Genomic DNA, 25,407 nt, shown 5'->3' on the forward strand with positions numbered 1-25,407 from the left:
ACCATGAAATCGAGATTAAGGAAGTGCAGGAATTGTGGGAGATATACCTTAAAGGAATCCTGTCCGGTTTGTAAACAAAAAACTATCTCCCCAATTCCACCAAAATTCTCGATTGAAGATAGATATGGAAAATACAGGAGAAAACTCAGAATGGAGAAAGGATTTTTTAGCTTTAAAGATTAGGAGGTGATTTTAATGCTGAAAAAAGTAGATGTGAGGTTTTTCAAATCTCCTGAGGAATTTGGTTTGAAAGATCCGGTAATGATTGAAGGATTACCGGGGATAGGGCATGTAGGAAAGCTGGTTGCCGATCATCTTGTTAAAGAGCTGAAGGCTGAGAAGGCTGTGGAAATCTACTCGCATTACTTCCCACCACAGGTTATGGTTGAAGAGGATGGAACAATAAAGATGCCCAAAAACGAGGTCTATGTCCACAAAGCAAATGATGTTGCTCCGGATTTGGTCATCCTCGTAGGAGACTTCCAGAGCATAAGCAACGAAGGCCATTTTGAGCTTGTTAATGCATATATCGACATCGCAAAGAAATTCGGCGTTAAAAGGATATTCACTCTTGGCGGTTACGGAATAGGAAAGCTCGTTGAAGAGCCGTATGTGCTCGGGGCAGCCAACGATCCCAAGCTCATCGAGGAACTCTCACAGTACGACATACAGTTCGAGAAGGGTGAGCCTGGTGGGGGAATAATCGGTGCTTCCGGGTTAATCCTGGGCGTTGCACAGCTTGAAGGAATAGAGTCTGCCTGTCTTATGGGAGTGACTTCTGGCTACATGGTCGATCCGAAAAGTGCCAAGGCCGTTCTTGAAGTTCTGATGAAAATGCTGAAGATAGATGTGAGCGTTGAGGCTCTCGAAGAGAGAGCCAGGGAGATGGAGAGGATCATAGCCCACATAAGGGAAATGCAGGAGACCACAATCCAGCAGTGGAAGAGCGACGAGGATTTGGGTTACTTCAGATAGCTTACTTCAGATAACGGTATGATCAAGGTTGGTTGCTGTGGCTTTCCAACCCCGATGAACAAATATTTCTCATTTTTTGATGTTGTTGAAGTGCAGAAGACTTTTTACGATTTTCCGAGAATCGACAGCATTAAGAGATGGAGAGAGAAAACTGATAGCATCAACAGAGATTTTGAGTTCATAATTAAAGCCAATCAGCTAATAACTCATCCACCTTCCAGCCCGACATACAAGAAATCGAAGCTGAAACCAAAAAATTCAGGTTTCTTCAGGATGGTTGAGGAGGTTACTGAAGCTTTGAAGAAGACTGTTGAAATCGCAGATATACTGAGGTGTGACAAAATCCTGTTTCAGACTCCACCCTCGTTCAAACACTCGAGCGAGAACATAGAGAACATGGAAAGGTTCTTCACAGCCATGAAAAACTATGGAAAATTCAGAATCATACTTGAGCTGAGAGGTTGGAAGGAGGCTGAAATACTGGATGCACTGGAAAGGCTATCCAGCTTCAGCCCGGTACACTGTGTTGATCCTTTCCGTTCCAGGCAGCTGAGCGGAGAGTTTCAGTACTTCAGATTGCATGGGAGGTATGAAAGCAACAGGATAATTTATTCTTACAAGTACAGCAATTCAGAGCTTTCATCTCTCAAAAAACTCGTTAAAAAAGGGTATGTGATGTTCAACAACAAGTATATGCTGGAGGATGCAATGAGATTCAAAGAGATACTTAACTCTGACTGAATGTTAGCCCCTCTTCGACTCACCATGAACGATTGCGGATGCAACCATGTGGGCTAACCTGAGCGGCTCCGGGATCTTTGCATCCTTCACAGACAGTCTTATAAACTTCTTGGCCTCCTCAAGCGTGCATCCGGCCTTTTGTATGAACAGCTCTCCAACATTAAAAACCTCTCCAGCCTTCTCGATCAGCAACCACCTATCTTCAAGGTTTGCTGAGCAGAGAGCATGCTTTATCGAACTGAAATCCGGTTTTTTCCGCATAACCACTACCACAGCAATTCCTGTCTCTTCGGCTATTCTGCTTATATCTGCAATGTTGAACCCGCCGAAGGTTAAACCGCTGAGAAAAATGCATTTCAGTTGAACATGAAACTTCGATCTCTTCACCATTCTTATCATCTTGTCTGTTGAATCATCCCCATCAACCTCAATCCTGTCTACCATGAACCCCTCAGGATAAAATCCTGAGGTGACACACCCAACGATAACAGCTTTTTCTCCCTTGAGATCAGAGACGGTAGAACTTATTCTGAAGCTGTCATCAAATCCGACAAATCTCCAGTTTTTCATTTTTAAGAAAAGTTAAGATGAGAGTGATCCGAGAATCTCATCGCACTCAGCAATTATCCTCTCATTGACCCTTTTTATCACCGCTATCGGATCCTCCCCGTTCGTTCTCACAATCAGCTCAGCTTCGTCTATGAGTGGATGGGGTATATCATATTTGGCTATCACAACGCTCTCATCTTCCAGAAGGTTGTGCTGGAGGAGATTCAAAAGCGTATGATCCTCTCCCTTTATCTTCAGCCTTATGTAATCCTTCTCGTATTCAATAATCTTAACCTCCATCGTATCCCTCCTACTCCCACTTTCCAGATCCATAGTCTGAAGCTATCTTCCTTCTTTCAACATTCCCGCAATTTGGACACTTAAGAACCTTTCCGTCCTTCAAAAGTTCGTGCCTGCATTCTGAGCATATTGCCTTCACGACACCCATATCACTCTCTTTTGTTGAAAGCTTGAGAAGCTTTGGATCTATCACCCTTGCCTTAACAACATCCATATACTTTACTGCCGAATTGATATCCTTGAGGTATTCATTCTGAATGTTTGATATGTGAAGAGCTGCAATTCCAGTATGCATTAAATCCCTGTCAAAACCGGATTTTCTGGATAATTCAATAAGAGCTATTGAATTCCTCACATCTACAACTCTGCCGAGAATAGTATCTCCTCTCTCAATATTTGGAATTTTGTTGACGGATTCAACCCTTAAAACCCTATCCTTAACAACGAGCTTTCCTGCAACAGAGGCATAAAGTTCCCCATCTTCCTCATAAACTCCCTCGCCACAGATAAACTCCTCAGCAATACCTAACTTATCTCCCGGAAACACGAAATCTTTCGTCATCTTTTCTCCCCATAATCTAAGACGCTTGATCTTTTAAATTTTTGGTTCATTGTGAGCATGATTCAATCATTTTATTAATAATTGTCGTGAAAAATTTATTGGTTGATGAACCAGTATTATTGAAAAAAGTGAAATGATGAACCGCTTGCTTATGCTCGTGGAAGATGACGAGAACGATATCTTCCTGATAGAAAGCTCTGAAAAGGTCGGTGGAGGTTTACTGACGGTAACCAGAGATAGGGATGAAGCGATACAGTACCTCAGCAGAGAAGAGAGGTATGCAAACAGGGAAAGATTTCCCATACCGGATATGATCCTGCTCAATCTGAAAATGCCAAGAAAATCAGGTTTTGAAGTTCTTGAATGATTAAAGAACCATGAGAAATTGAAGAAAATACCGGTAATTGTTCTAACCTCTCCATAAAATAAAAAGATATTGAAAAAGCTTATGAACTTTTTTGCAAATTCTTATCTTGTGAAACCCGGAAGCTTTGTCGATCTTGTTAATATGGTATTTCCGGTGATAGAAGATGAGAGTGATGCTCATAGATAACAACCCGGATGATATAATTCTTACAACAAGGGAGTTGAAAAAAGAGTTCGATGATGTTGAGGTTCTGGAAATACTAGATGAGAAAGAATTCTTAAATGCTCTCGAAGAGGAATTCGATGTTGTCATAACAGATTATCAACTTAAATGGGGTACTGGGATTGATATTCTAAAGAAAATCAGGGAGAAGCATCCTTTCTGGCCCGTGATAATGTTCACGGAAACAAGTAATGAAGAAGTTGCTATAAAAGCCATGAAAGCTGGCTTAGATGACTATGTGCTGAAATCCCCAAAACACTTTATCAGACTCTCAGTGGCGGTAAAAGTTGCAATAGAGAAAAAAAAGAAAGAAAAAGAGTTGGAAATATACAGAAGAGAACTTGAAAAGAGCGAAAAGAAGTACAGTGAACTCTGGAATAATGCAAATGACATGCTGTACTTACTCACCCCGGACGGAACATTCATTGATGCAAACAAATTAACATTAAATACTTTCGGATACACGAAAGAGAGTCTTGGAAAACTATCCTTCAAAGATATAATTGCCGATGAACACTTAGAGAAGGCGTTAAATGATCTTCAGGAAATTGTTAGCTCGGGAAAGGAGATATCCCAGGAGTATCTGTGTAAAACGAGAGACGGAAAACAGATATGGGTCGAGATCAGAAGTCATCCCATCTTCGAAAATGGTAAAATTGTTGCAATACAGGGAATTGCAAGAGATGTAACAGATAGAAAGAGGTTCGAAGAAGAGCTTATAAAGAAAGAAAGGAAATACAGAGACCTATTTGAAAATTCCCTAGATCTCATAGTGATCACAAATTTGAGAGGTGAATTCATTGAGGTGAACAAAACTTTTGAAAAAGTTCTTGGATATTCAAAAGAAGAGATAATTGGTAAGAACTACAGGGAGTTCTTACCAGAAGAGTGTGCCAATGAAATTTTCAAAGAGTACAACAGGGCATTCAGGAGTGGAAAAAATATATACGGAATTGAATTAGAAGTTTTTGCGAAAGACGGTAAAAAAATAGTTCTCGAAGGAAATGTACGAATGATAAAGGAAAATGGAAAGATTGTAGCATTTCACGGCAATTTTAGAGATATTACTCCGAGAAAGAGGCTCGAGAATGAGTTAAAAGATAGCGAGGAAAAGTTCAGAAAAATTTTCGAATTGTCCCCCAGTCACATAGCAATTCTCGATGAAAATGGTGTCTTTTTAGAGCTGAATCCCGCAATGAAATCGAGTATTAAGCTGGATGCCGTCGGAAAATCTCTATACGAGATCTTTCCAAGAGATGTTGCCAAAAAGAGAATGGATTATCTCAAAAAAATGTTTGAAACAAATGAGATCATAATCTTTGAAGACAGTCGCAATGGTGAATATTTCCGTAACTTCCTTGTTCCATTAGAGTTGAAAGGAAAAAGATACTGTCTTCTGATCTCAAAGGATCTTACAGAACTGATAAGACTCAACAAGCTGCTTAAAACAATAGACAGAATCAATGATTTGCTCGTCAAAGAAAAAGATATAACGCTGCTCCTGAGAAGAGCTTGTGAGTACCTCTCCACCCTTGAAGAGTACTACTCTGTGTGGGTTGGAACTCTGGAAAAGAATATCGTAAAGACTATCGCATACGATGGAGAGAAGACGCCACATCCCGGAGAATTCGATGTTCAGGGATGTATGCTGAAAGCCTTGCAGAAAGATGGTTTTATCGTTCAAAACATTAAAGATAGAGAAGAGAACTGTCCATTCTATGACGGCGATGCCTTTAGTTGCATAGTATTCCCTATGAAGGTAGATGATACCACGAAGGGATTTATAACCATACATTCCAAGATTCTGCCGAATGGGGAGGAAATTGAGCTTCTTTCAACTCTCGCAAACGATCTGGCCTTTGCAATAAAGGCTTTTGAGCTTGAAGAGGCGAAGAAAAGAGCTTTCAGGCAGATTGAAGACAACATCGAAAAATTTGCAATTCTCGTGGATCAAATCAGAAATCCCTTATCAGTAATATCTGGTACGGCCGAGATGAAAGTTAAGAATAAAGAGATTGCAGAACTGATATTAAAGCAGGTAGAAGCAATCAATGATCTCGTAAAAAGGCTTGACGATGGATGGCTTGAATCTGAGAAGGTCAGAGAGTTTCTGAAACAATTTTTCAGGTGATGTCGCTTTTGTGTATAATTAATAGTGATATAATTGTTCAAAATTTTTTCTTCTTTCTTATTGAGATTAAGTTCATCAGTAATTCTCAATGAACCACAGACCAACAAATAATTTAGCTTACTTGTTCAATAATTATTACATCTTGATTTTTTAGCAAACAGCTTGGTACAAATCTCTGATACACCTAAAAATTTATATAAGAGAAGGTTAAGAAATCCATTGGAGCTTAGATAGCCACAGGAGGTGTTTTGGATGGAATTGCCGTTAGCACCTGTTGAGAGAATAATCAGGAATGCGGGTGCGTCAAGAGTTAGTGAAGATGCGAAGAAAGCCCTTGCTGAGGCGCTTGAAGAATATGCATTAACTGTAGCCAGAAAAGCAGTAGATCTTGCAACCCACGCTGGAAGGAAGACAGTTAAGGCCGAAGATATCAAAATGGCCGCTAAAGAGTTTTAATTTATGAATTTTTAAAATTCTATTTTTTTGTTATATTCCAGCACCCATAATGTTGTTAAAAATCAAAACCTTAATATCATACAACGGGCATTTTTTCTCTGGTGATCGTATGAAAGTAAATGGCGTTGAGATTGAGGACACTTTTGCAGAAGCTTTTGGAATTAAGGTTGCAAGGGTTTTGATTACCGCGTACGACTACGACTGGGCCAAGGTAGCCGCTACAGAGGCGACCGGATTTGGAACCTCTGTAATAATGTGTCCAGCAGAGGCAGGGATTGAAAAGAAAGCCCTGCCATCAGAAACCCCGGATGGGAGACCGGGTTACTACATCCAGATCTGCCACATGTCCAAAAAGGGTCTTGAGGAGCAACTTCTTGCAAGAATCGGGCAGTGTGTGCTTACCGCCCCAACAACCGCAGCTTTTAATGGCCTGCCAGATGCTGAGAACAAGTTCGATATAGGCTTCAAGCTTAAGTTCTTCGCAGATGGGTATGAAAAAGAGCTGGAGGTTGGAGGCAGGAAATGCTGGGCAGTTCCAATGATGGAGGGAGACTTCATAGTGGAGAACGACATAGGATATGTTGACGGTGTTGCAGGAGGCAATTTCTTCATATTCGCAGAAACCCAGCCCTCCGGTCTTGCTGCAGCAAAGGCCGCTGTGCAGGCGATAGAGGATGTTGAAGGTGTGATAACACCGTTCCCCGGAGGTATTGTAGCCTCTGGCTCCAAGGTCGGAGCTAACAAGTACAAGTTCCTCAAGGCAACAACCAATGAGAAGTTTGCACCATCAATCAGGGATCAGATTGAGGATACCCAGATCCCGGAGAATGTGAAGGCTGTCTATGAGCTTGTCATAAACGGCATCAGTATAGATGCCGTCAAGGAGGCTACAAAGGTTGGAATTCTTGCTGCAACAAAAATACCGGGAGTCGTGAAGATCACTGCCGGAAACTATGGAGGTAAGCTCGGCCAGCACCTCATAAACCTGCACGAGCTATTCTAACTTCTTTTTTTATTTGATAGCTTTCTCGATTTACCAAAACAGGTGGCGACTGGAAAAATTTTAAGTATTTCAAAAACATCGAATATTTATGACATCTGTTTTCAATAAGATATTGATCCCGACAGATTTCTCGGATTATTCGAGAAAAACCATTGAATGTGGCAGGGAGTTTGCGGATCTCGGTGCAGAGGAGATTGTCCTTTTGCACATCGGGCTGTATGACCCATTTATTCTGTCTCTCGCTAGAATGAGCGTTGATGAGTATGTTGAGAAGATTAAGGAGAAGGCTGAAAATGAGCTAAAAGAACTGGCGGGAATTGTAGAGGAAAAGGGTCTAAAGGTAAGAACGATATTCCTTGCCACATATACAGACCCAGCAGAGGAGATAGTCAGGATATCTGAAGAGGAAGGAGTTGATTTAATCTTAATAGGCTCTAAAGGGCATGGATGGCTGAAGGCTAAGCTCATCGGTGGGACCTCGGAGAGCGTTGCAAGGTTATCAAAAGTTCCGGTATTGATAACCAAGTTTCAGGTTGAGGAAAAGGATGGTGAGAAGTACTGCAGGTTGACATTTGAGAGGTTGCTCGACAGAGTGCTTTTCACCTTTGATAAGCCGGAAATTTCCGAAAAAGCCCTGAAAATCCTCGAGGAATTTTCTAGGGTTGGAAAGGTTTTTCTAGTGCATGTTGTTGAGAAGAGGAACGAAAGTGAAATAGAGGAAGAAATAAGAGAATATGGAGATTTCTTTGATGGGATTGCCAATGCAGAATGGAAGGTGCTCTGGGGAAATCCGGTTAATGAGATTCTGAACTATGCTCGTGAGACTAAATCGAGTTTGATAGTTGTTGGCAAAAAAGAGAGAAAGCTTGGCAAAGTCGCTGATTCTCTGCTGAGACACTCGGAAATTCCCATCATGATACTTAACAAATAGGTTCGAAAAGAGTAACGAAAAGTTTATAAATTGTAAATACAGGTAATAAAAATGAGGGGTGTTCGGTATGGATGACAAAAAGCAGGCTGTAATTGAGGCGTTCAAGAAATCCGAAAAGCCTTTACGCCCCGGGGAGATTGCCAAAATGATAGGAATGGACAGCAAAGAGGTTTCAAAGATTATCGGTGAACTGAAAAAAGAGGGAATCGTTATCTCTCCGAAAAGGTGCTACTATTCTCTGAAAGAGTAAATCTTTTTATTTCATTTTCATCATCAGAAGGAATGCCGGTATAGAAATAAAACAGATCGTTCCTGAGACTAAAAAGACATGGTATATGCCCATAGCATCCATTATGCCCCCTGCGATCATCGGTGCTGTGATCATGCCTATACTCATCGCCGTGTTGAATGCCCCCATGGCAGTTCCCTGACCGATCTCTCTTCCAGCTATCGTAACGAGAGCCATGGCCGAAGGCATCGATAAAGCTCCACCGATGCCTATGATCAGCGAAGCTAACAGCAAAGACTCAAAGCTCTTTAAGAATGGAATGAACAGGAAACAGAAGGCTATAATCGCTGAACCTGCAGAGATCAGTACTGCTTTATTGTGGTTATCTGCGAACCTTCCAAATCTCCTCTGAAGGATTGCTGTTGTAAATATGCTGGTAGATATCAACATACCCGTCTGAGTTGATGGTAAACTGATAAGATATCCAAGAACAGGTAGGAAAACCATGAAAACACCATTTGCAAAGGCATTCATAGCTCTAAAAAAGAGAATTGCCCGCATAACTTTGTTCTTCAAAGCCCCCTTCAAACTTGCTTGTCTATACTTGCCTCTGGACTCGGGGAGGAACAGGAGGCAGATCAGGAAGGATATGAAAGACAGAACAGCCATTGATATGAAAACCGCCTCCATTCCGTACATATCCCTTATAACTCCACCCACTAGAGGGCCAAATCCCATTCCGAAGAACATCGATGCCATGAAGGTTCCCATATACATACCCTCTCTGCCTTTAGGAGACAGGTCGGCTATGTATGCAAGAGCCACAGGAATTACCATCGCCGATGCAATGCCATGCACTATTCTTACTGCGGTTAGAGAATAAACCGAGTTGGCATAGATGTAGATGAACGAGAGGATCGTGAAAATCAGCAAACCAGTTAAAATGAAGAACCTTCTCCCCCTCGAGTCTGATAACTTGCCTATCAGTGGCATGAACACGGCTCTGGACAGTGAGAATCCAGAGAATATCGCCCCAATCCACAACCCCGTGGCTCCAAGACTCTCAGCGTAGTATGGGAGCAACGGAACAACAATTCCCAGACCCAGCATAACTGAAAATACCGATATGAAAAGTACATTGAACACCCTCGAACCCATCTGACCTTCACCTCTGCTACCATCACCCAGGACTATTTAAATTTTGGTTTGTTAATAATAAATCTCGATAGAACGAGATACACTACCGCAGATAAAGCTGTGAACATCCCAGACAGTATAAACACGAAGGAAAAACCGTATGTCTCGGTAACATATCCCATTATCGCAGGTCCGAGGAATACGGCAAGCTGAAGGGATGTGCTGGATGCGCCCATCGCAAAACCCTGATGCTCTGGAGAGACCAGATCGGAGAGTAAGGCAAATCCTGCTGGATTGGCAAATCCCATTCCCAATCCGGTTAAAAATGTTCCCAGGGCTATGGCGTAAAAGCTTTGTGAAAGAAAGAGAAATATTCCTATTGCCTCAATTACGAGTCCAAAAACGATTACTGGAAGCCTCCCTATCGAATCTGAAAGCTTTCCAGCTGGAACCCTAACCAAAGCAGATGACAGAAAAAGGAATGTTACGAGAAATCCAATATCTCTGTAATCATATCCAAGCCTGGGGAGATACAGCGGAATCGAGTATATGGAGATTACAGCACTCCCAAAAGTGGCGAAAAATGGAACCATAGCTGCAAACATTGCTTTTTTATCCAGATCGAATTCGAACCCAAAAGAGCCCCTTCTCTCATCAACTCTGAAAAGCAGAAACGGCACAAACCCAATTACAGCAACTATGCTGCATGAAATAAATACCTCTCTGACCCCGAAAACCTCTGCCACATATCCACCAATAGATGGGCCAAATGCATAGCCAAGCATTGTGAATGTTGCAATCCATCCCAGAGCCTCACCCTTTCTGCCCTCCTCAGACAGATCAATTACGAGAGCATTGATGGCAGGAACGAAAATCGCCATGGCAAGGCCATGCAGGAACCTCGCTAAAAGCAGTTCGATGTAATTTCTCGATACTATATAGAACAGGGGAGCTACGATGAAGAGGGAAAAACCAATCAGCGAAGTTCTGTATTTTCCAAACCTGTCCGCAATCATTCCAAAAAGCACCATTGTAAGAGATGTTACCAAAGCGAAACCTCCACTGATGACTCCAGCCCAGAATGCATTTGCACCGAGTTTCATTGAGTAGGGTGCGATGATCGGAAAAACTATGCTTCCCGCGAGATAGCCTACAAATCCAGCAAAATACAGTATTCCACTCCTCAAATGTATCCCTGCCACTCCAGCTCTATCTCCGCCTTTTTAATCAACTTTGGGATGTCTTCTATCGTTCTAACCTCTTTGCCAACTATTCTGAACAGTCTCTTTCTGTATTCTCTATCCACTGCTATGCCATTCAATTCAAGCTTTCTCGAAAGCTCCTTTTCGATCTTGTTTCCCCTATAATCCCAGTCTGTCAACAGTATGACGAACCTGCTACGAACTGAATCCACTATTTCAGCATCCGAGCTTATCGATGCGAACCTGACTTCACCGTGAATTCCCATCTCTTTCAAAGCTTTCTCATCAGAGCGGCCTTCGACGATGATGACTGCTCCATCATCACAGGCTCTAGCGATCTCCTTGATTATCTCCCTTATCTCAACAAGTTCCTCATAACTCAGCTTCATTTTCAAATCTTCTTTTCAGGATCTCAACAACCCTATCATAGCTTAAATGAACCCTTATAACCTTATTCGAGCTCTTCTCACCTTTAAGTATCTCTACCTCTACTCCAAAGATCTTTTCCATCTCAGATATTATTTCCCTGTTCGCCTTGTTGTCTCTGGCAGGACTTTTAATCCTGACTTCTATGGCCTTCCTCCATTCGTTGTATGCGTGAGGTATTCTCGTTTTCTTGGCGTTTGCGGAAACCGATATACTCAGGATCGTCCTGTCTCCATCCTTTTTAAGTGCCTCTTCGAAACCCATAGCGCCTCACAACAGCACTCCAATATATTTTTAGCTTTACCATTTCTCCCAGTGCGTGAGCTCCTGAATCGGATATCTCCTTCTCTTTTCAGGTTTCTCGTCAGGGTATCCAATGGGGATAATGGCTACAGGTCTGGCATGATCCGGAATTCCCAGCAGGGAAGAGATTAACTCCTCGTGAAATGCACCAACCCAGACGCATCCGAGTCCCAACGCTGTGGCTGCTATTAGCATGTTCTCAACCGCTGCTGTAGCGTCTTGCTCGGCATAAAACTTTCCCCTTTCACCATAAACCCTCATGCTCCGGGGATAGTTCGCACACACAACTATGACCACCGGAGCTTCTGCGATGAACATCTGGTTCAGAGAGGCTTTTGCGATTTCAACCTTCATCTTTTCATCCCTAACGACTATAAAGTCCCTCGCCTGTAAGTTTCCAGCAGATGGAGCAGAATTGCCAGCTTTCAGGATTTCAAGCAAAATATCATCGGGAACCTTCTCTTTCCTGAATTTTCTTATCGATACTCTGTTAAATATAACATCTAAACAGTCCGTCATCCTTAAACAGTTATACAAGAAAAATAAAAGGTTTGCGATATTTTTATGAAGCTTTAGCAGGTTATTTTGCAGATTATAATAATTTACAACTCGATATATGTTGCATCTATTATTCCGTCGAGCTTCACCATCTGTTCGAGGACATCCTTCGACGGCACATCGTCCACAAGAAGTAGCATCAGCTGAATACCTCCCTTTCCTCCATGTCTACCAACGATCATTCCAGCGATATTGATGTTGTTCTCCCCAAACAGCGTTCCAACTCTCCCGATAACACCGGGTTTGTCCTCATGCAGAGAGATTATGTAGTTGCCCTTCGGTATGAAGTCCACCTTGTACCTGTCGATCTTCAGTATTCTGTAATCATCCTTTCCAAAGCATGTTCCCTCAAGGGTTATGCTCTTTTCATCCCCCTCAGCATAAACTTCCAAAATGCTCGAGTAGTATTCAGAGGTCTCACTTTTGCTCTCCTCTATCCTTATTTTCCTCTCTCTCGCTACGGGAACGCATGAAACAAGATTTATGTTCGAACCCAGAATCTCACCCAGCAGACCCATCAGGAACGATCTGGTTATGTAATCCGTCTCATATCCAGAGATTTCTCCCTTGTAGGTTATTCTCACGGCCTTGATGACATTTCCAAGCCTAGCTGAAGCAATCCTACCCATCTTCTCAGCCAGAAGCATGTAGGGCATAATCTTCTCATAGGCTGTTGGTTCAAGGCTCGGAAGATTTACAGCGTTCCTGGCCGGTAGACCTTTAGAGAAGTTTATAATTTCCCCAGCTATTGTCAAACCAACGCTTATCTGTGCTTCCTTGGTTGATGCTCCTATGTGTGGGGTTGTGACCACATTGTCCAGCTTGAGCAAAGGATTGTCTCCCGGCGGCTCGTTTTCATAGACATCCAGTCCAGCTCCAGCAAGCTTTCCATTAATCAGACTCTCATAAAGGGCTTTCTCGTCAACTATTCCCCCCCTCGCACAGTTTATGATGTAAGCTCCATCCTTCATCAGCTCGAACTCCCTCTTAGAGAACATTCCAACAGTTTCCTTGGTCTTCGGAACATGTATCGTTATGAAATCAGATTTCCGCAGAACATCTTCAAATGGCAGGATCTCAACTCCAATCTCCTTCGCCTTCTCCTCGCTTATGTAGGGATCGTAAGCGAGAACATGCATCTCAAGCATCTTCGCCCTTTTCGCAACCTCATATCCAACTCTTCCAAGACCGATAACTCCTAGAGTCTTCCCTCTCAGCTCTGTGCCGATGAACTTCTTCCTCTCCCATTTCCCTTCCTTCACACTTCTATCCGCCTGTGGTATCTTTCTTGCCACAGCAAAGATCATCGCGATAGCAAGCTCCGCAGTAGATACAGAATTTCCACCCGGAGCATTCACAACCACAATGCCTTTCTCGGTTGCTTTCTTGATATCAATGTTATCCACCCCAGCACCAGCCCTTCCAATAATCCTGAGGTTTTTCGCCGCCTCAATCACCTCAGCCGTAACCTTGGTCCCGCTTCTGACAATTAAACCATCATAATCCGGTATGACTTTAATTAAGTCCTCCTGCGACAGGCTGGTCATTACATCAACATCTATTCCAGCGTTTTTCATCATTGCAATCGCTTCATCCGGTATAGGGTCTGAAACAAGTACCTTCATTAAAGCAACTAAGACCATGGGATTTAAACTTTTACTGTTGATTTTTTCTGCCGAGTAATTTTTCTCAAAGTAATTTTTCTCAAGACATACACATCAAAGAATTATCCCGAGAATTATCCTAACAGCCCCACTCCTTCAATTACAACCCTGTTCCCATCAAAGTAGATTATATCTCCAAAAAACTGTTTTATGACATAGGCATTGCTTTTCTGATGCATTGTTATCTCAGAAGTCGTGTATGATGTTTTTCCTTTCGCCAGAGCGGCAAACACCATCACCTGATCGGCGATATGCCTGTCAAAAACCGCTTTTGAATTCATCTCTTTCGCAATCTCCATTGCTGATTCCTGACCGACATTCTCAGCCCTCTTCCCTTTCTCACCCAGAGCGGATCCTCCCTTGTACCCGCTCCAGAGTGTTATTCCACTGCCAGTTGAGTAGGCTTTGGTTACTTCCAATTTTATATCGCTCTCAAAACCATTTTTTCTCAGAAATCGCTCAGCAGATTTTGCCTGCCTTGATGCAACATGGTCAGGCAGATTTGAACAGTGGCTTATCCCATACACGGTTTTGCTTTTGGTATCTTTGAAGTCATTGAAATCAACACCCTCCAGTGAGGATTCTTCTGTTTCCACAACCACCTCGCCACCACCCTTTGGATAGTATCCCCTCGTTATAACCTCAAAATTGCACCTAACACCAAGCTCGGACAGGGCCTTTAAGGTTACATTCCTGAAGTAGTCCACGGTTGGGGCCCATTTCACATCAGTTCCCCCTCTGATTTTCATCCTACAACCCCTCAGGATAGATGGCAGCAGAATCGATTGGAGAATCAGTGTAACACTTCCTGCAGTTCCAATATCAATCTCAAGGCCTTTAGGCTTTAAGTCAGATGGTCTGAAGGTAACCTCCATCGATCTCACTTTCAGCCCCTCAACCTCGGCATCACACAGCATTTTCGCAGACTCTATCCCTTTAAGGTGCTGAGGGGCCAAGCCCGGCTTTGGACGGTTGGCTCTGATTCTTGTGATCCTGACAGCCTTACCGGTTATGCATGAAAGAGCAATCGAGCTTCTGAGAATCTGCCCCCCACCCTCCCCAAAGCTTCCATCTATTTCGATCATATCTTTCAGAAGTACTGCTAAATATAAAGGCGTTATTCCTGATTCTCTATTGGATTTTGCTGCCCTCCATCAACAACTCAATTTCGGTAATAGAATCCATCCTCTTCTCTAACCAGCCCCCTCGATATCAGGTAATCAAGGTGCTTTCTGATCATGTTCCTCTCAAAGAAGTCGAGCAGTTCTTTGGCATACGGCTTCTTTCTGTAGAATGGGGATATCTCAACCAGATCCTCCAGACTCTTTCCATCTTCAAGCAGTTCCAGCAAAAGCCTGTCCCTTTCGTCAAAAACTCTTAGATACTCCTCTATCCTATCGTCAAACTCCTCTCTGCTGAAGACTTTCATGAGATGAGATGAGATATACAACTCAAAATCCATCTTCCTCAGCTCTTCGATGCTCTTCCTGAACTGCTCAAGATCGCTTTCAGGGTTACCATACCATGGACCGAATCTCGTTAGATCTATATCTGCCCCATACATTATCCTGCCATCTATCAGAAAAACATGCATGTCGAGAGTATGTCCCGGAAGCTTGTACGCTATTATTTCCGGATTCTCAAAGATCAACCCCTCTTCATACTTCTCAGACTTAAATCCCCTCAAACCCACACCTTTCACGAATTCCTTCCAGTATTCAGCGAGTTCATCAGCAAGTCTGTTTGCGAGAGTATCGATATCAGTCTCAAATCCCTCAGGAGATAGAACCTTCCTTCCCATCTCATTGAATACCCACGCATCAAGCACATGATCTGGATGCGTGTGCGATAAAAGAACCACCTCAACTCTATCCTTAACTGCCCCCACATCCCCCAATCCAGCATCTATCAGGATGCTGTCCAGAAGCAAGCAGTTACAGTAAGGAAACTTTCCTTTATTCTTTCCCTCAAGGAGGAATGTTCTTTCATCGATCTTCAGCATGGTGCAAATAAATATATCAAAGTTAAAAAATTTACTGGATTTTTTATGGAATCAGAACTTCAGCGTTCTGGCAGCAACTATGAGCGGCTCCCATGTTGGAGCAAAAGGAGGTGCATAAGCCAGATCGGCGAAGAAGAGATCCTTGGTTGTCATTCCCGTCTGTATAACTGCAGCCATCGTATTCACTCTCATCAGAACCGAATCGTAGCCGGCTATCTGCGCTCCAAGAATCCTCTTCGTGTTCCTGTCAGCTATGACCTTGATAAAGGTCTTTCTCCCTCCAGGATAGTAGTGAACCCTTGTCTGTGCCTTTATGAAGGTTGTTTGCGGATCGAAGCCAGCTTCTCTTGCCTCTTTCTCATTCAATCCAGTTCTACCTATCTCGAGCTCATGGAACTTCGTTATCTGCGTTCCAAGAACTCCTGGAAACTCCAGATCTCCTCCACATATGTTCACTCCAGCCACATAGCCCATCTTGTTCCCCGGAGGAGCTAATGGATTCCACACCCTCTTGCCAGTAACCATGTGGAAAGTTTCTGCACAATCACCGCAGGCATAAACATTCTCCATGCTCGTTTGCATTTTCCTGTCAGTCCATATGGCACCTGTTTCACCGATCTTCACCCCCAGCCTCTCAGCCAGTTCCGTGTTGGGCTTGGCTCCAACAGCCACGATAACCATATCCGCTTTATACTCGCCCTTGTCAGTAACGACTTTCTCAACCCTGTCTTTGCCCTCAAAGGCTGTGACTTTCTCATTCAGCCTCAGATCCACCCATTTCTCCATTTCCTTCTTAACCACCTCTGCAATATCCTCATCGAAGTTCGGAAGCGGATGATTGAGCATCTCTATGACTGTAACATTCTTTTTCCTCGCTGAAAAAGCCTCAGCCATCTCTAAGCCAATGTATCCCGAACCCACGATAACTATGTTTTCAGCTTTCTCAGCATATCTCACAATTCTCTCAGCATCAGGTGGCAGATCGACTGTGAATATACCCTCAAGATCTATACCCTCTATCCCTGGTCGTATGGGACTTGCTCCGGTAGCTATAACCAGATAATCCCACTCAATCTCCTTCTCCTCACCGTTTTCAACATATTTTACCGAGTTTCTGGTGACATCGGTAACCTTTGTGTTCATGCGCAGATCAATACCTCTCTTCTCAATGAAGACCTCTGGTGGGTAGTACATCAGCTTTGGCAACTCGCTAACACCCTCCACGACATAGGGTATCCCACATGGTGCATGACTGACGAAATTGGTTGCTTCAAAAACGGTCACCTTCCATTCGGGTTTTAGGGCTCTAACCCTCGAAGCGCTGCTCATTCCTCCAGCGCCACCGCCAATAACAACAACCCTCATTCGATCACCAACTTAATTAATTATTGAAGTTCAATATAAAGGTATGCTTTTAAGCGGTAGAGTTCCATTCCAGTTGCTATAAGGGTTTATCGCCAGTTTATTACTGAAGCAAAATATTATATAGTAAATCATACCTATCAGTATTTGATGCAGATAGGTGTGCTGCAAATAGTGCTGAAAATTCTGAAGAGGGCTGGTTTTGCTGTGACAGATTTAGTCGAAACCAAGCCGAGATGTTTTGACATAGTCGCAAGAAAAGAAGATGAGGCTTTTCTTATCAAAGTACTCTACAATATCGATTCCTTTAAACTTGAAATGGCACAAGAAATGAAGAAAATAGCCAAACTCCTCAATGCTGTTCCTTTAGTGGTTGGAGAAAAGTTCAAGCTCGATTTTCTTGAAAGGGGTGTCGTTTATAACAGATACGGTCTGCCTGTTATAAATACAGCCACATTCTACGATTTCATAATCGATGAAATCTCACCGATGGTCTATTCCGCTCCAGGCGGGTACTATGTAAAGCTCGACTATGAGAAAATCAGGGAGGTCAGGGAGGAGCTTGGCCTGTCGCTCGGAGAGATGGCGAAGTATCTGGGAGTTTCGAGAAGGACTGTCAAGAAATATGAGGAGGGCATAGACACCTCAGTCGAGAATGCCCTCAAGCTTGAAGAACTCCTCGGAACATACATCATCAAGGCGATAGACCTCAAGAATTTCGTTAAATATGAAGAGAATCTTGAAGAGGAAAAGCCAGAGATGGAAGAGAGTGAGGCAGAGATTGTCGAACAGCTAAGGGTGCTCGGAATAAAGGTCTATCCCATAAAGCATGCACCGTTCGACCTGCTCACAAGGCCTGAAGAGTGTGAGGAGACGATTTTAACCGGAATCAAGCAGGTTAGAGAGATAAAGAAGAGGGTTAAAGTGCTTGGAAGGGTTTCAGAAGTTTTATCGACAAAGGCTGCGTATATCGTGGAAAAGAAGGTGTCCGAGCCATCCGACATGGTTGTATTCCTCATGAAAGAGGATCTCGAATGCATATTTTCTGCCAAGGACTTCATCACATTCATAAATGAAAAGACAGAATCAACCGAAAAGAATATATAGAACTACTATACCACTTATTCTTGAAATTAAGGGGGTGAGATAGTGGCTACACTACATGGTCAGCCGGTCTTGATCCTGAAGGAGGGAACCCAGAGGACTGTTGGTAGGGATGCTCAGAGACTGAATATAATGGCTGCGAAGGTTATTGCTGAGGCAGTTAAGAGCACCCTCGGTCCAAAGGGAATGGACAAGATGCTTGTTGACAGTCTGGGTGATGTTGTCATCACGAATGATGGAGTTACAATCCTCAAGGAGATGGATGTTGAGCATCCAGCTGCAAAAATGATCATAGAGGTTGCAAAGACACAGGAGGATGAGGTTGGAGACGGCACAACTACTGCTGTAGTTCTCGCTGGTGAGTTCCTCAGGAAAGCTGAGGAGCTGCTCGAGCAGGAGATTCACCCAACGATAATAGCAAGAGGTTACAGACTGGCTGCCAACAAGGCGATGGAGGTTCTTGACAGCATTGCAGAGAAGATAGATGTCAACGATGAGGAGAAGCTGAAGAGGATCGCTTCAACAGCCATAACGGGCAAGCACGCAGAGTATGCTGTTGGCTATCTGGCTGAGCTGGTGGTTCAGACAATAAAGGCAGTAGCTGAGGATGAGAACGGAAAGTACAAGGTTGATCTCGACAATGTCAAGCTCGAGAAGAGACAGGGCGGTGGAATTGAGGATACAAAGCTCGTGAAGGGTATAGTGATTGACAAAGAGGTTGTGCACCCATCAATGCCGAAGAGAATAAAGGATGCGAAGATCGCAGTTCTGAAGACAGCACTGGAAGTCAAGGAGACCGAGACCGATGCAGAGATAAGAATAACCGATCCAGAGATGCTCCAGAAGTTCATCGAGCAGGAAGAGAAGATGCTGAAAGACATGGTCGATACACTGGTTAACGCTGGAGCGAATGTTGTCTTCTGCCAGAAGGGTATCGATGATCTTGCACAGTACTACCTAGCAAAAGCCGGAGTGCTTGCGGTAAGGAGGGTCAGGCAGAGCGACATCGACAAGATCGCAAAGGCAACTGGCGCCAAGATACTCACAGATCTAAGAGATGTTAAGCCAGAGGATCTCGGTACCGCAGAACTCGTCGAGGAGAGGAAGATCGGCGATGAGAAGATGGTGTTCATCGAGGGCTGCAAGAATCCAAAGGCTGTGACAGTGCTGATCAGAGGTGGTACCGAGCACATCGTTGATGAGGTCGAGAGGTCTCTGACCGATGCACTGAAGGTCACAAAAGTTGCTGTCGAGAGCGGATATGTTGTTGCCGGCGGTGGTGCTCCAGAGGCCGAGATCAGCCTGAAGCTCAAGCAGTGGGCTCCAACCCTTGGTGGAAGAGAGCAGCTGGCTGCCGAGGCTTTCGCAAATGCGCTTGAGGTTATCCCAAGAGCACTGGCCGAGAACGCTGGACTCGACCCAATAGACATCATCGTTGAGATCAGAAAGGCCCATGAGGAGGGCAAGAAGACCTATGGCGTTGATGTCTTCGACGGCAAGGTCAAGTGCATGATGGAGAAGGGAGTCCTCGAGCCGCTCAAGGTCAAGAAGCAGGCTATAAGCAGTGCTACAGAGGTCGCCATAATGATACTGAGAATCGACGATGTAATTGCTGCAAAGGGAATGGAGACCGGCAAGGGTGGAGAGGACACTGACACGGACAGCGAGGACAGCGACTAAATAAATTCTAATTTTTAATTTTATTTGCTTTTCTTCGTTTAGCTGTTTTGGCGATGTGCTTACTGTTTGACTCAAGCAGATCTATATTAGCATATTTAATTTTAAGATACCATAATGATGTGATATTTTTTACAGGATGTGTTTGATCATTGAGTGGATTGATTTCAAAAATTTTAATCAAAATTAAAGGCAGAATGAAGGGAAAATTATATAAATTAGTTGTTTCAATTTTCTATTGAATGTCGGAAGGTGACATACTGGTTGAAAGGCTCGAAAAAAAATAATTGAAAAGGATAGAGAGATTGCGGAGTTGAAGAAGATGCTGTCACTGAAGGACATGGAGCTTGAGGAACTGAAAAAGAGCATAGTTAAAGAGGTAAAAAACGAGCTTCTGTTCGAGTTCAAGAAGGTCAAAGAGCTTGAAGCAAAAATAATAGAGTTCTCAAAGCTGATCGATGCCCTGTCATCTGAAGTGCTCTACCTGAAGAGTGAACTCAAGAAAATGGACGAGAGTAAAGAGACCCGAAAGGAGGATAGAGTGCTCGAAGACAGAAGGGTTGCTAAGGAAAGAGTAATTGAGAAGAGAGTGGACGATGAGGATGTCGAACTGCTAACTGCAGAGGAAAAGAAAACCAGAGAAGATGAGGATGACGGAATCATTTACTGTGATTAAAGTTTATGTACATCAAGAAGATAGTCCTGAAAAACTTTAAATCATTTAATAAAAAAGTTGAAATTCCCTTTTTTAAGGGATTTACCGTTATCAGCGGCCCCAACGGGAGCGGGAAGTCGAATATTGTAGATGCGATACTTTTCTGTCTTGGATTGACTCCATCGACAAGATACCTGAGAGCGGACAGGGTTGGAGACCTCATATATTCTGGAAATGGAAAGCTGGGCGAAGCTGAGGTTACCGTTATTTTCGACAACGATGGAGAAGAGATAAAGATCACCAGAAAGATAAAGAGAACGAGCAAGGGCAACTACACCTACAACTACTTAAACGGGAAATCCGTTAATCTGGCTGAGATTCAGAGGCTTTTGCAGAACTTTGGCATATACAGCGATGCGTACAATGTCGTGATGCAGGGAGATGTCACAAGAATAGCTGAAATGACACCATTTCAAAGAAGGAAGATCATAGACGATATAGCCGGAATTTCAGAATTTGATGAGAAGAAAGCAAAAGCCATAGAGGAGCTTGAAGCTGTCAGGGAGAACATAGAGCGGATAAACACGATACTCATCGAAGTTAGCAACCAGCTTGAGCAGTTGAAGGCTGATAGGGAAGAAGCTCTCAGATACAAATCGCTCATAGAGGAAAAGGAGCTGAATTTGAAGTATCTAAAGATCAACAAGTTCCTGAGCCTAAACAGGAGAAAAAGAATGATTAAAAGGGACATAGAGAACCTTGAGATGAGAAAAGATAAGATTTTGAAGGAGATCATTGATATCAACTCGAAGCTGAACGAGCTGAACACGAAAGCCGATGAAATCTCAGCAGAAATATACAGACTCGCTGATGAAAGCTATAAAACTATACAGAACGAAATAATTGAGATATCCTCAAAAAGGGAGGGGCTGAAGAGCTCAATTGAGATGAAAAAGAAGGAGATAAAGGACATTGAGGATGAAAAAACCAAGCTCCTCGTTTCGATATCAAAGCTGAAAGAAGAGGTGTCGAAGGTTGAGGAGGAATTACAGAAGTTCTCCATCCAAAAGATGAGTGTTCAGGAGGTTCTTGACGATCTGGAGTCCAAGAAGAGCCTGATCATTTCAAAGCTCAATCTGATGGATTCAGCATACTCAGAGCTCAGAGATCAGTTGCTGAAGAAGAAAGAGATCCTTGATGAACTGAAGGAAAGGAAATCAAGCAAGGTCAACGAGAGAGACAGGCTGCTGGAGGTTATCAGAAGGATAGGGATGGAGATTGAGGACATTGAAGGCGAGATCGAGACGCTCAGAAAGGAGAGCATAACGCTGAATGAAGAGTTGAAGGAGCTGAATAAAAAATACAAGGAAGTTGAGAAGGAGCTGGAAGCTGCCATAAAGAGAAGGAATGAGGCAGATAATAAGATATTCTCCATACGGAATCAGATTTCCTCACTTGAAGAAGAGAAGAAGAATTTAGAGGTGGAGCTTTCAAAGATTAAGGCTCAGCTCTCTTTGCTTGAGAGCAGCTTCTCCAAGGCTGTTGAGTTGATTCTGGAAGCTAAAAGCAGAAAAGCCATGCCGGGTGTTTTCGGGACAGTATCCCAGCTGTGTGAGGTCGATGAGAAGTTTGCAGTAGCACTGGAGGTTTCTGCGGGGAACTCCCTGCAATATCTGGTTGTTGAGAATGAGGATGATGCGATAAGGTGTATCAAGTATCTCAAGCAAATAGATGGAGGTAGAGCAACATTCATACCTCTTAACAAGATAAAGAAGAATTTTGGAGATATAAAGCTTGATAGGAGCGTTTTGAAAGAGAAAGGTGTTATCGATTACGCGATAAACCTGATAAAGTGTGAAAAGAAGTTCAAACCCGTTTTCAACTTCGTGTATCGGGACACGCTTGTGGTTGAGGACATCGACACGGCCAAGAGGTTAATGGATGGCAGAAGGATAGTTACGCTTGATGGAGATATAGTTGAGAGAGCCGGAACGATAAGCGGTGGCAGCAAACAGAAGAGCAAGGGCATTCTGGCAACAAAAGAGCTTTTCGAGAAGGAGAAGAAGCTTGAAGAGGAAATAACAGTTATAGAGAGTAGAAAAGCCGAGATGCTGGGGAATCTGAGGTTGGTTGAAGAGGAAAGGAGGATTCATCAGAGCAATGTGGAGGAGATCAACTCCAGACTCTCCGAATTGAGCAGTAAAATATCCGTTGCCGAATCCAAGCTGAGAGATAACGAGAACAGGATTGAAGAATTGAAGGAGAAGCTCACATACAAGCAGAAAGAGAGAGCTGAGATCTACGAAAGAATGTCTGGGGTTGAAGAGGAGATAGAAAAGATAGATGAGGAGATCAGAAAGATTTCTGGAGAGATAGAAGAAATAGAGGCAAAGATGAGGGGCAGCGAGATCCCGGCACTTACAAGAAAGCTTGAGGAGATCAAAGAGGAAATAGACAGAAATAGCAGAGCCATGTATTCCATAACCAAGAATCTCGAGAATTCTGAGTTCAAGCTGCAACAGCTCAAGGACCTCGTGCTGGAGAAAGAGATCAAAATTGATGAGCTTGACAGGAAAATAGAGAACCTCAAAAAGGAGATAGAAAACGATAGCCAGCTTTATAGCGAGCTTGGAGAGAGACTTATCACACTGAAGGAAAAGGAGAAGGAAGTAGGAGAATCCGTTAAGGATCTCAGAGATAAAAGATCAAAGCTGCTTGCCGAGATCAAAAAACTCGAGAAAGATAGAGATGAAAAGAGGTTCGAGGTTACCGGAATCGAAGAGACCATAAAAGCGAAGGAAGAGAGTCTGAAAGATATAGAAGAGCAAATCCGGGAGCTTGGAGAGATAGAGTATGATGAGGAAGAGGTACAGAATATACCAAGAATGGAGCATGTGAAAAGAAGACTTGAAGAGATAGAGCTTGAGCTGAAGAAGTTCGGAGATGTCAACCTGAAAGCAATACAGGATTATGAAGAGGTGAAAGCGAGGAAGGAAGAGCTCATGAGCAAGAAACTTACTCTTGAGAAGGAAAGGAGTGAGATACTGGAAAAGATAGAGAGATACGAGAAGATGAAGAGGGATACCTTCTTCGAGACATTCAACGCGATAAACATGCACTTCAAAGAGATAATTTCGAAACTCGCTGAGGGAGAAGGCGAACTGTACCTCGACAATGCTGATGATCCGTTCAATAGCGGGCTGTACATGAGAGTTAGAGTTAGAGACAAGCCCATTCAGAAAATAGAGTCGATGAGCGGTGGAGAGAAGAGCCTTGTGGCCTTATCGCTGATATTCGCGATCCAAAAGTTCAAGCCCGCACCATTCTACGCCTTCGACGAGGTGGACATGTTCCTTGACGGCATAAATGTAGAGAAGGTCGCGAAGCTGATAAGCGAGAGATCTAAGAACGCTCAGTTCATTGTGGTGTCACTCAGGAAGCCCATGCTCGAGAAAGCAGATTCAATCGTTGGGGTAACCCTCTCCAAAGATAACTCCTCAACTGTAACAGGAATAAAGATGAAGGCCTGATAGAACATGACTCCTGAAAATCTTGAAGATCCGATAGAATTGCTCGTTGAGATGGCGAAGAGGGGAGAGATAGATCCGTGGAACATCGATGTGATAGATGTGGCCTCAAAGTTTCTTGAAAAACTTGAGAAGGCCCAAAAGCTCGATCTGAGGATTTCCGGAAGGGTTTTACTCTATGCAGCAATCCTTGTAAGAATGAAAGCTGAGATCCTTGCCAACGAAGCTTTAATGACCAGAGGGGGGGCTGAAGAGGAGGTTGAGGAGGAGAGCTACATCCCCGACGAGATCGATTTCGATACCTTCCCATTCGATTTTGATGAGAAACCAAGCGAGAGACCAGACAAGAAAGAGACAGAGAATTATGATCTGCCAAAGAGAAGAACCGTCAGAAGATTCACAACCCTCGATGACCTGATAAAAGAGCTGGAGATGGCTGAAAGAGTTGAGAGAAGAAAGAGAGTCAGGAAAAAAGTGGTCAGAGAGGTCGAGGATCCACTGAAGGTTCCACATGAAGAGAACATTGAGGAGACGCTCATAAGGATTGAAGCGGAACTCCTGAAGTACTTCAGAATAAAGGATGCAATTCTCTTTTCCGAGCTTGTAGGAATGAAAGAAAGAAAGGAGAAGGTCACATACTTCCTTTCAATCCTGCACCTCGCATACAGGAAGATAATCGAACTGAGGCAGGAAAGGATTTTTGAAGAGGATATTGAGATAAGGTTGATCAGATAAATCGAGGGTTAGCAGGTAGATAACATGGAAGATAAAAACGAAAACGAGGTAAGGAAGATCGTTGAGGCTATTCTTTTCTCCTCATCTGAACCAATATCCCCATCGAAAATAGCGAGGATTGTCAGGGTCAAGACTGAGATTGTTGAGAAAGTTCTCAGAGATCTTGTTCACGAGTACAATATAAGGGATAGCTCAATAGAGATTATTGAGCTTAAAGGTAGCTATTTGATGAGGGTTAAGCCGAATTACACCAGATTCGTTGACAGATTCAGCGAAAAAGATCTCGACAGAGGTACGAGGAGGACTCTAGTTGTTATAGCGATCAGGCAGCCAATAAAGCTATCCGAGCTTGCTAAGATCAGGGGTAACAGGTGCTACGAGCATGTAAAGAAGCTTGAGGAGATCGGGTTCATAGAGACCAGGAAGGAGGGCAGGAGCAAGATAATCACAACCACCAAGTACTTCGCAAAATACTATGGGCTAGAAAAAAGCGATCCAGAGTATGTAAGGGAATTTTTCAGCGAGTTACAGAAGAAGGGCAAGCTTTCTGATTACAGCAGGGAATAACTTTGATGGTACAAATTTTGCA

Annotated in this window: 27 protein-coding genes; 15 read left to right on the forward strand and 12 right to left on the reverse strand. The window is 43.3% G+C overall.

The features are described from left to right. Nucleotides 1-3 precede the first annotated feature (3 nt). Genes ASULF_RS11490 through ASULF_RS03695 form a run of 3 tightly spaced genes read left to right on the forward strand, consistent with a single transcriptional unit; the run spans nt 4 to nt 1,716 of the window. Nucleotides 4-183: an RNA-protein complex protein Nop10 gene (locus ASULF_RS11490; RefSeq protein ID WP_081622996.1), complete on the forward strand. Its 180-nt coding sequence runs from the start codon at nt 4-6 to the stop codon at nt 181-183. 12 nt (nt 184-195) lie between these two features. Beyond that, nucleotides 196-975, forward strand: a complete 780-nt coding sequence (locus tag ASULF_RS03690) for a proteasome assembly chaperone family protein (RefSeq protein WP_015590356.1) — start codon at nt 196-198, stop codon at nt 973-975. Nucleotides 976-993: 18 nt separating this feature from the next. Beyond that, nucleotides 994-1,716 (forward strand): DUF72 domain-containing protein, encoded by a 723-nt coding sequence (locus ASULF_RS03695; RefSeq protein WP_015590357.1) that lies wholly within the window; start codon nt 994-996, stop codon nt 1,714-1,716. A 3-nt stretch (nt 1,717-1,719) separates the two neighbouring features. Here ASULF_RS03695 and ASULF_RS03700 read toward each other — a convergent pair whose 3' ends face one another. The 3 genes from ASULF_RS03700 to ASULF_RS03710 are packed head-to-tail and all read right to left on the reverse strand — an operon-like array spanning nt 1,720 to nt 3,127. Further along, nucleotides 1,720-2,286, reverse strand: a complete 567-nt coding sequence (locus ASULF_RS03700; RefSeq protein WP_015590358.1) for an endonuclease dU — start codon at nt 2,284-2,286, stop codon at nt 1,720-1,722. Nucleotides 2,287-2,298: 12 nt separating this feature from the next. Further along, entirely contained in the window at nt 2,299-2,565 is a 267-nt protein-coding gene (locus ASULF_RS03705) for an RpoL/Rpb11 RNA polymerase subunit family protein (protein WP_015590359.1), read from the reverse strand. A gap of 10 nt (nt 2,566-2,575) precedes the next feature. Further along, entirely contained in the window at nt 2,576-3,127 is a 552-nt protein-coding gene (locus ASULF_RS03710; protein ID WP_015590360.1) for an exosome complex RNA-binding protein Csl4, read from the reverse strand. A 157-nt stretch (nt 3,128-3,284) separates the two neighbouring features. Between ASULF_RS03710 and ASULF_RS11290 the strand changes: the two genes are divergently transcribed. The 6 genes from ASULF_RS11290 to ASULF_RS03740 all read left to right on the forward strand — a co-directional run bounded on the left by ASULF_RS11290 (nt 3,285) and on the right by ASULF_RS03740 (nt 8,487). Continuing rightward, nucleotides 3,285-3,494 carry a response regulator gene (locus tag ASULF_RS11290; protein WP_169336383.1) on the forward strand — a complete coding sequence of 70 codons (210 nt, stop codon included), beginning with the start codon at nt 3,285-3,287 and terminating at the stop codon, nt 3,492-3,494. Between the two features lie 163 nt (nt 3,495-3,657). Further along, entirely contained in the window at nt 3,658-5,847 is a 2,190-nt protein-coding gene (locus ASULF_RS03720) for a PAS domain S-box protein (RefSeq protein WP_015590362.1), read from the forward strand. Between the two features lie 252 nt (nt 5,848-6,099). Continuing rightward, nucleotides 6,100-6,303 (forward strand): histone family protein, encoded by a 204-nt coding sequence (locus ASULF_RS03725; protein WP_015590363.1) that lies wholly within the window; start codon nt 6,100-6,102, stop codon nt 6,301-6,303. A gap of 109 nt (nt 6,304-6,412) precedes the next feature. Beyond that, the gene (fhcD, locus tag ASULF_RS03730; protein WP_015590364.1) at nt 6,413-7,306 is read left to right on the forward strand and encodes a formylmethanofuran--tetrahydromethanopterin N-formyltransferase; all 894 of its coding nucleotides are present in this window, start codon (nt 6,413-6,415) and stop codon (nt 7,304-7,306) included. Between the two features lie 88 nt (nt 7,307-7,394). Continuing rightward, nucleotides 7,395-8,237 (forward strand): universal stress protein, encoded by an 843-nt coding sequence (locus tag ASULF_RS03735; RefSeq protein WP_015590365.1) that lies wholly within the window; start codon nt 7,395-7,397, stop codon nt 8,235-8,237. 67 nt (nt 8,238-8,304) lie between these two features. Then, nucleotides 8,305-8,487, forward strand: a complete 183-nt coding sequence (locus tag ASULF_RS03740; RefSeq protein WP_015590366.1) for a helix-turn-helix domain-containing protein — start codon at nt 8,305-8,307, stop codon at nt 8,485-8,487. Between the two features lie 6 nt (nt 8,488-8,493). Here ASULF_RS03740 and ASULF_RS03745 read toward each other — a convergent pair whose 3' ends face one another. From ASULF_RS03745 to ASULF_RS03785, 9 genes are all read right to left on the reverse strand, one after another. After that, entirely contained in the window at nt 8,494-9,624 is a 1,131-nt protein-coding gene (locus tag ASULF_RS03745) for an MFS transporter (RefSeq protein WP_015590367.1), read from the reverse strand. A 32-nt stretch (nt 9,625-9,656) separates the two neighbouring features. Beyond that, a complete protein-coding gene (locus tag ASULF_RS03750; protein WP_015590368.1) occupies nt 9,657-10,805 on the reverse strand; it encodes an MFS transporter in 1,149 nt (382 codons plus the stop codon). Then, nucleotides 10,787-11,194: a toprim domain-containing protein gene (locus ASULF_RS03755; protein WP_015590369.1), complete on the reverse strand. Its 408-nt coding sequence runs from the start codon at nt 11,192-11,194 to the stop codon at nt 10,787-10,789. Before ASULF_RS03755 ends, ASULF_RS03750 begins: the two co-directional genes overlap by 19 nt. Further along, nucleotides 11,178-11,495: a DUF167 family protein gene (locus ASULF_RS03760; protein WP_015590370.1), complete on the reverse strand. Its 318-nt coding sequence runs from the start codon at nt 11,493-11,495 to the stop codon at nt 11,178-11,180. Before ASULF_RS03760 ends, ASULF_RS03755 begins: the two co-directional genes overlap by 17 nt. Nucleotides 11,496-11,531: 36 nt before the next feature. Further along, nucleotides 11,532-12,053, reverse strand: a complete 522-nt coding sequence (locus ASULF_RS03765; RefSeq protein ID WP_015590371.1) for a nitroreductase family protein — start codon at nt 12,051-12,053, stop codon at nt 11,532-11,534. An 83-nt stretch (nt 12,054-12,136) separates the two neighbouring features. After that, complete coding sequence (gene serA, locus ASULF_RS03770; RefSeq protein WP_015590372.1) at nt 12,137-13,717, reverse strand: phosphoglycerate dehydrogenase; 1,581 nt, start codon at nt 13,715-13,717, stop codon at nt 12,137-12,139. Between the two features lie 113 nt (nt 13,718-13,830). After that, on the reverse strand, nt 13,831-14,841 hold the full coding sequence (gene rtcA, locus ASULF_RS03775; protein ID WP_015590373.1) for an RNA 3'-terminal phosphate cyclase: 1,011 nt from the start codon (nt 14,839-14,841) through the stop codon (nt 13,831-13,833). Nucleotides 14,842-14,918: 77 nt separating this feature from the next. Further along, nucleotides 14,919-15,758: an MBL fold metallo-hydrolase gene (locus ASULF_RS03780; RefSeq protein ID WP_015590374.1), complete on the reverse strand. Its 840-nt coding sequence runs from the start codon at nt 15,756-15,758 to the stop codon at nt 14,919-14,921. Between the two features lie 51 nt (nt 15,759-15,809). Then, on the reverse strand, nt 15,810-17,123 hold the full coding sequence (locus ASULF_RS03785; protein WP_015590375.1) for an FAD-dependent oxidoreductase: 1,314 nt from the start codon (nt 17,121-17,123) through the stop codon (nt 15,810-15,812). A gap of 147 nt (nt 17,124-17,270) precedes the next feature. Here ASULF_RS03785 and ASULF_RS03790 point away from each other — a divergent pair, with 147 nt between their 5' ends. From ASULF_RS03790 to scpB, 6 genes are all read left to right on the forward strand, one after another. Continuing rightward, nucleotides 17,271-18,227 carry a transcriptional regulator gene (locus ASULF_RS03790; protein WP_015590376.1) on the forward strand — a complete coding sequence of 319 codons (957 nt, stop codon included), beginning with the start codon at nt 17,271-17,273 and terminating at the stop codon, nt 18,225-18,227. A 42-nt stretch (nt 18,228-18,269) separates the two neighbouring features. Continuing rightward, nucleotides 18,270-19,904: a thermosome subunit beta gene (gene thsB, locus ASULF_RS03795; RefSeq protein ID WP_015590377.1), complete on the forward strand. Its 1,635-nt coding sequence runs from the start codon at nt 18,270-18,272 to the stop codon at nt 19,902-19,904. A gap of 319 nt (nt 19,905-20,223) precedes the next feature. After that, on the forward strand, nt 20,224-20,577 hold the full coding sequence (locus ASULF_RS03800; RefSeq protein ID WP_015590378.1) for a hypothetical protein: 354 nt from the start codon (nt 20,224-20,226) through the stop codon (nt 20,575-20,577). A 5-nt stretch (nt 20,578-20,582) separates the two neighbouring features. After that, entirely contained in the window at nt 20,583-24,086 is a 3,504-nt protein-coding gene (smc, locus tag ASULF_RS03805) for a chromosome segregation protein SMC (protein WP_015590379.1), read from the forward strand. Between the two features lie 6 nt (nt 24,087-24,092). Beyond that, nucleotides 24,093-24,818, forward strand: a complete 726-nt coding sequence (locus ASULF_RS03810) for a segregation and condensation protein A (RefSeq protein ID WP_015590380.1) — start codon at nt 24,093-24,095, stop codon at nt 24,816-24,818. 24 nt (nt 24,819-24,842) lie between these two features. Next, the gene (scpB, locus tag ASULF_RS03815; RefSeq protein ID WP_015590381.1) at nt 24,843-25,385 is read left to right on the forward strand and encodes an SMC-Scp complex subunit ScpB; all 543 of its coding nucleotides are present in this window, start codon (nt 24,843-24,845) and stop codon (nt 25,383-25,385) included. Nucleotides 25,386-25,407: the final 22 nt, after the last annotated feature.

Origin of the sequence: Archaeoglobus sulfaticallidus PM70-1 (assembly GCF_000385565.1) — an archaeon.
In the GTDB taxonomy this organism is placed as follows: domain Archaea; phylum Halobacteriota; class Archaeoglobi; order Archaeoglobales; family Archaeoglobaceae; genus Archaeoglobus_A; species Archaeoglobus_A sulfaticallidus.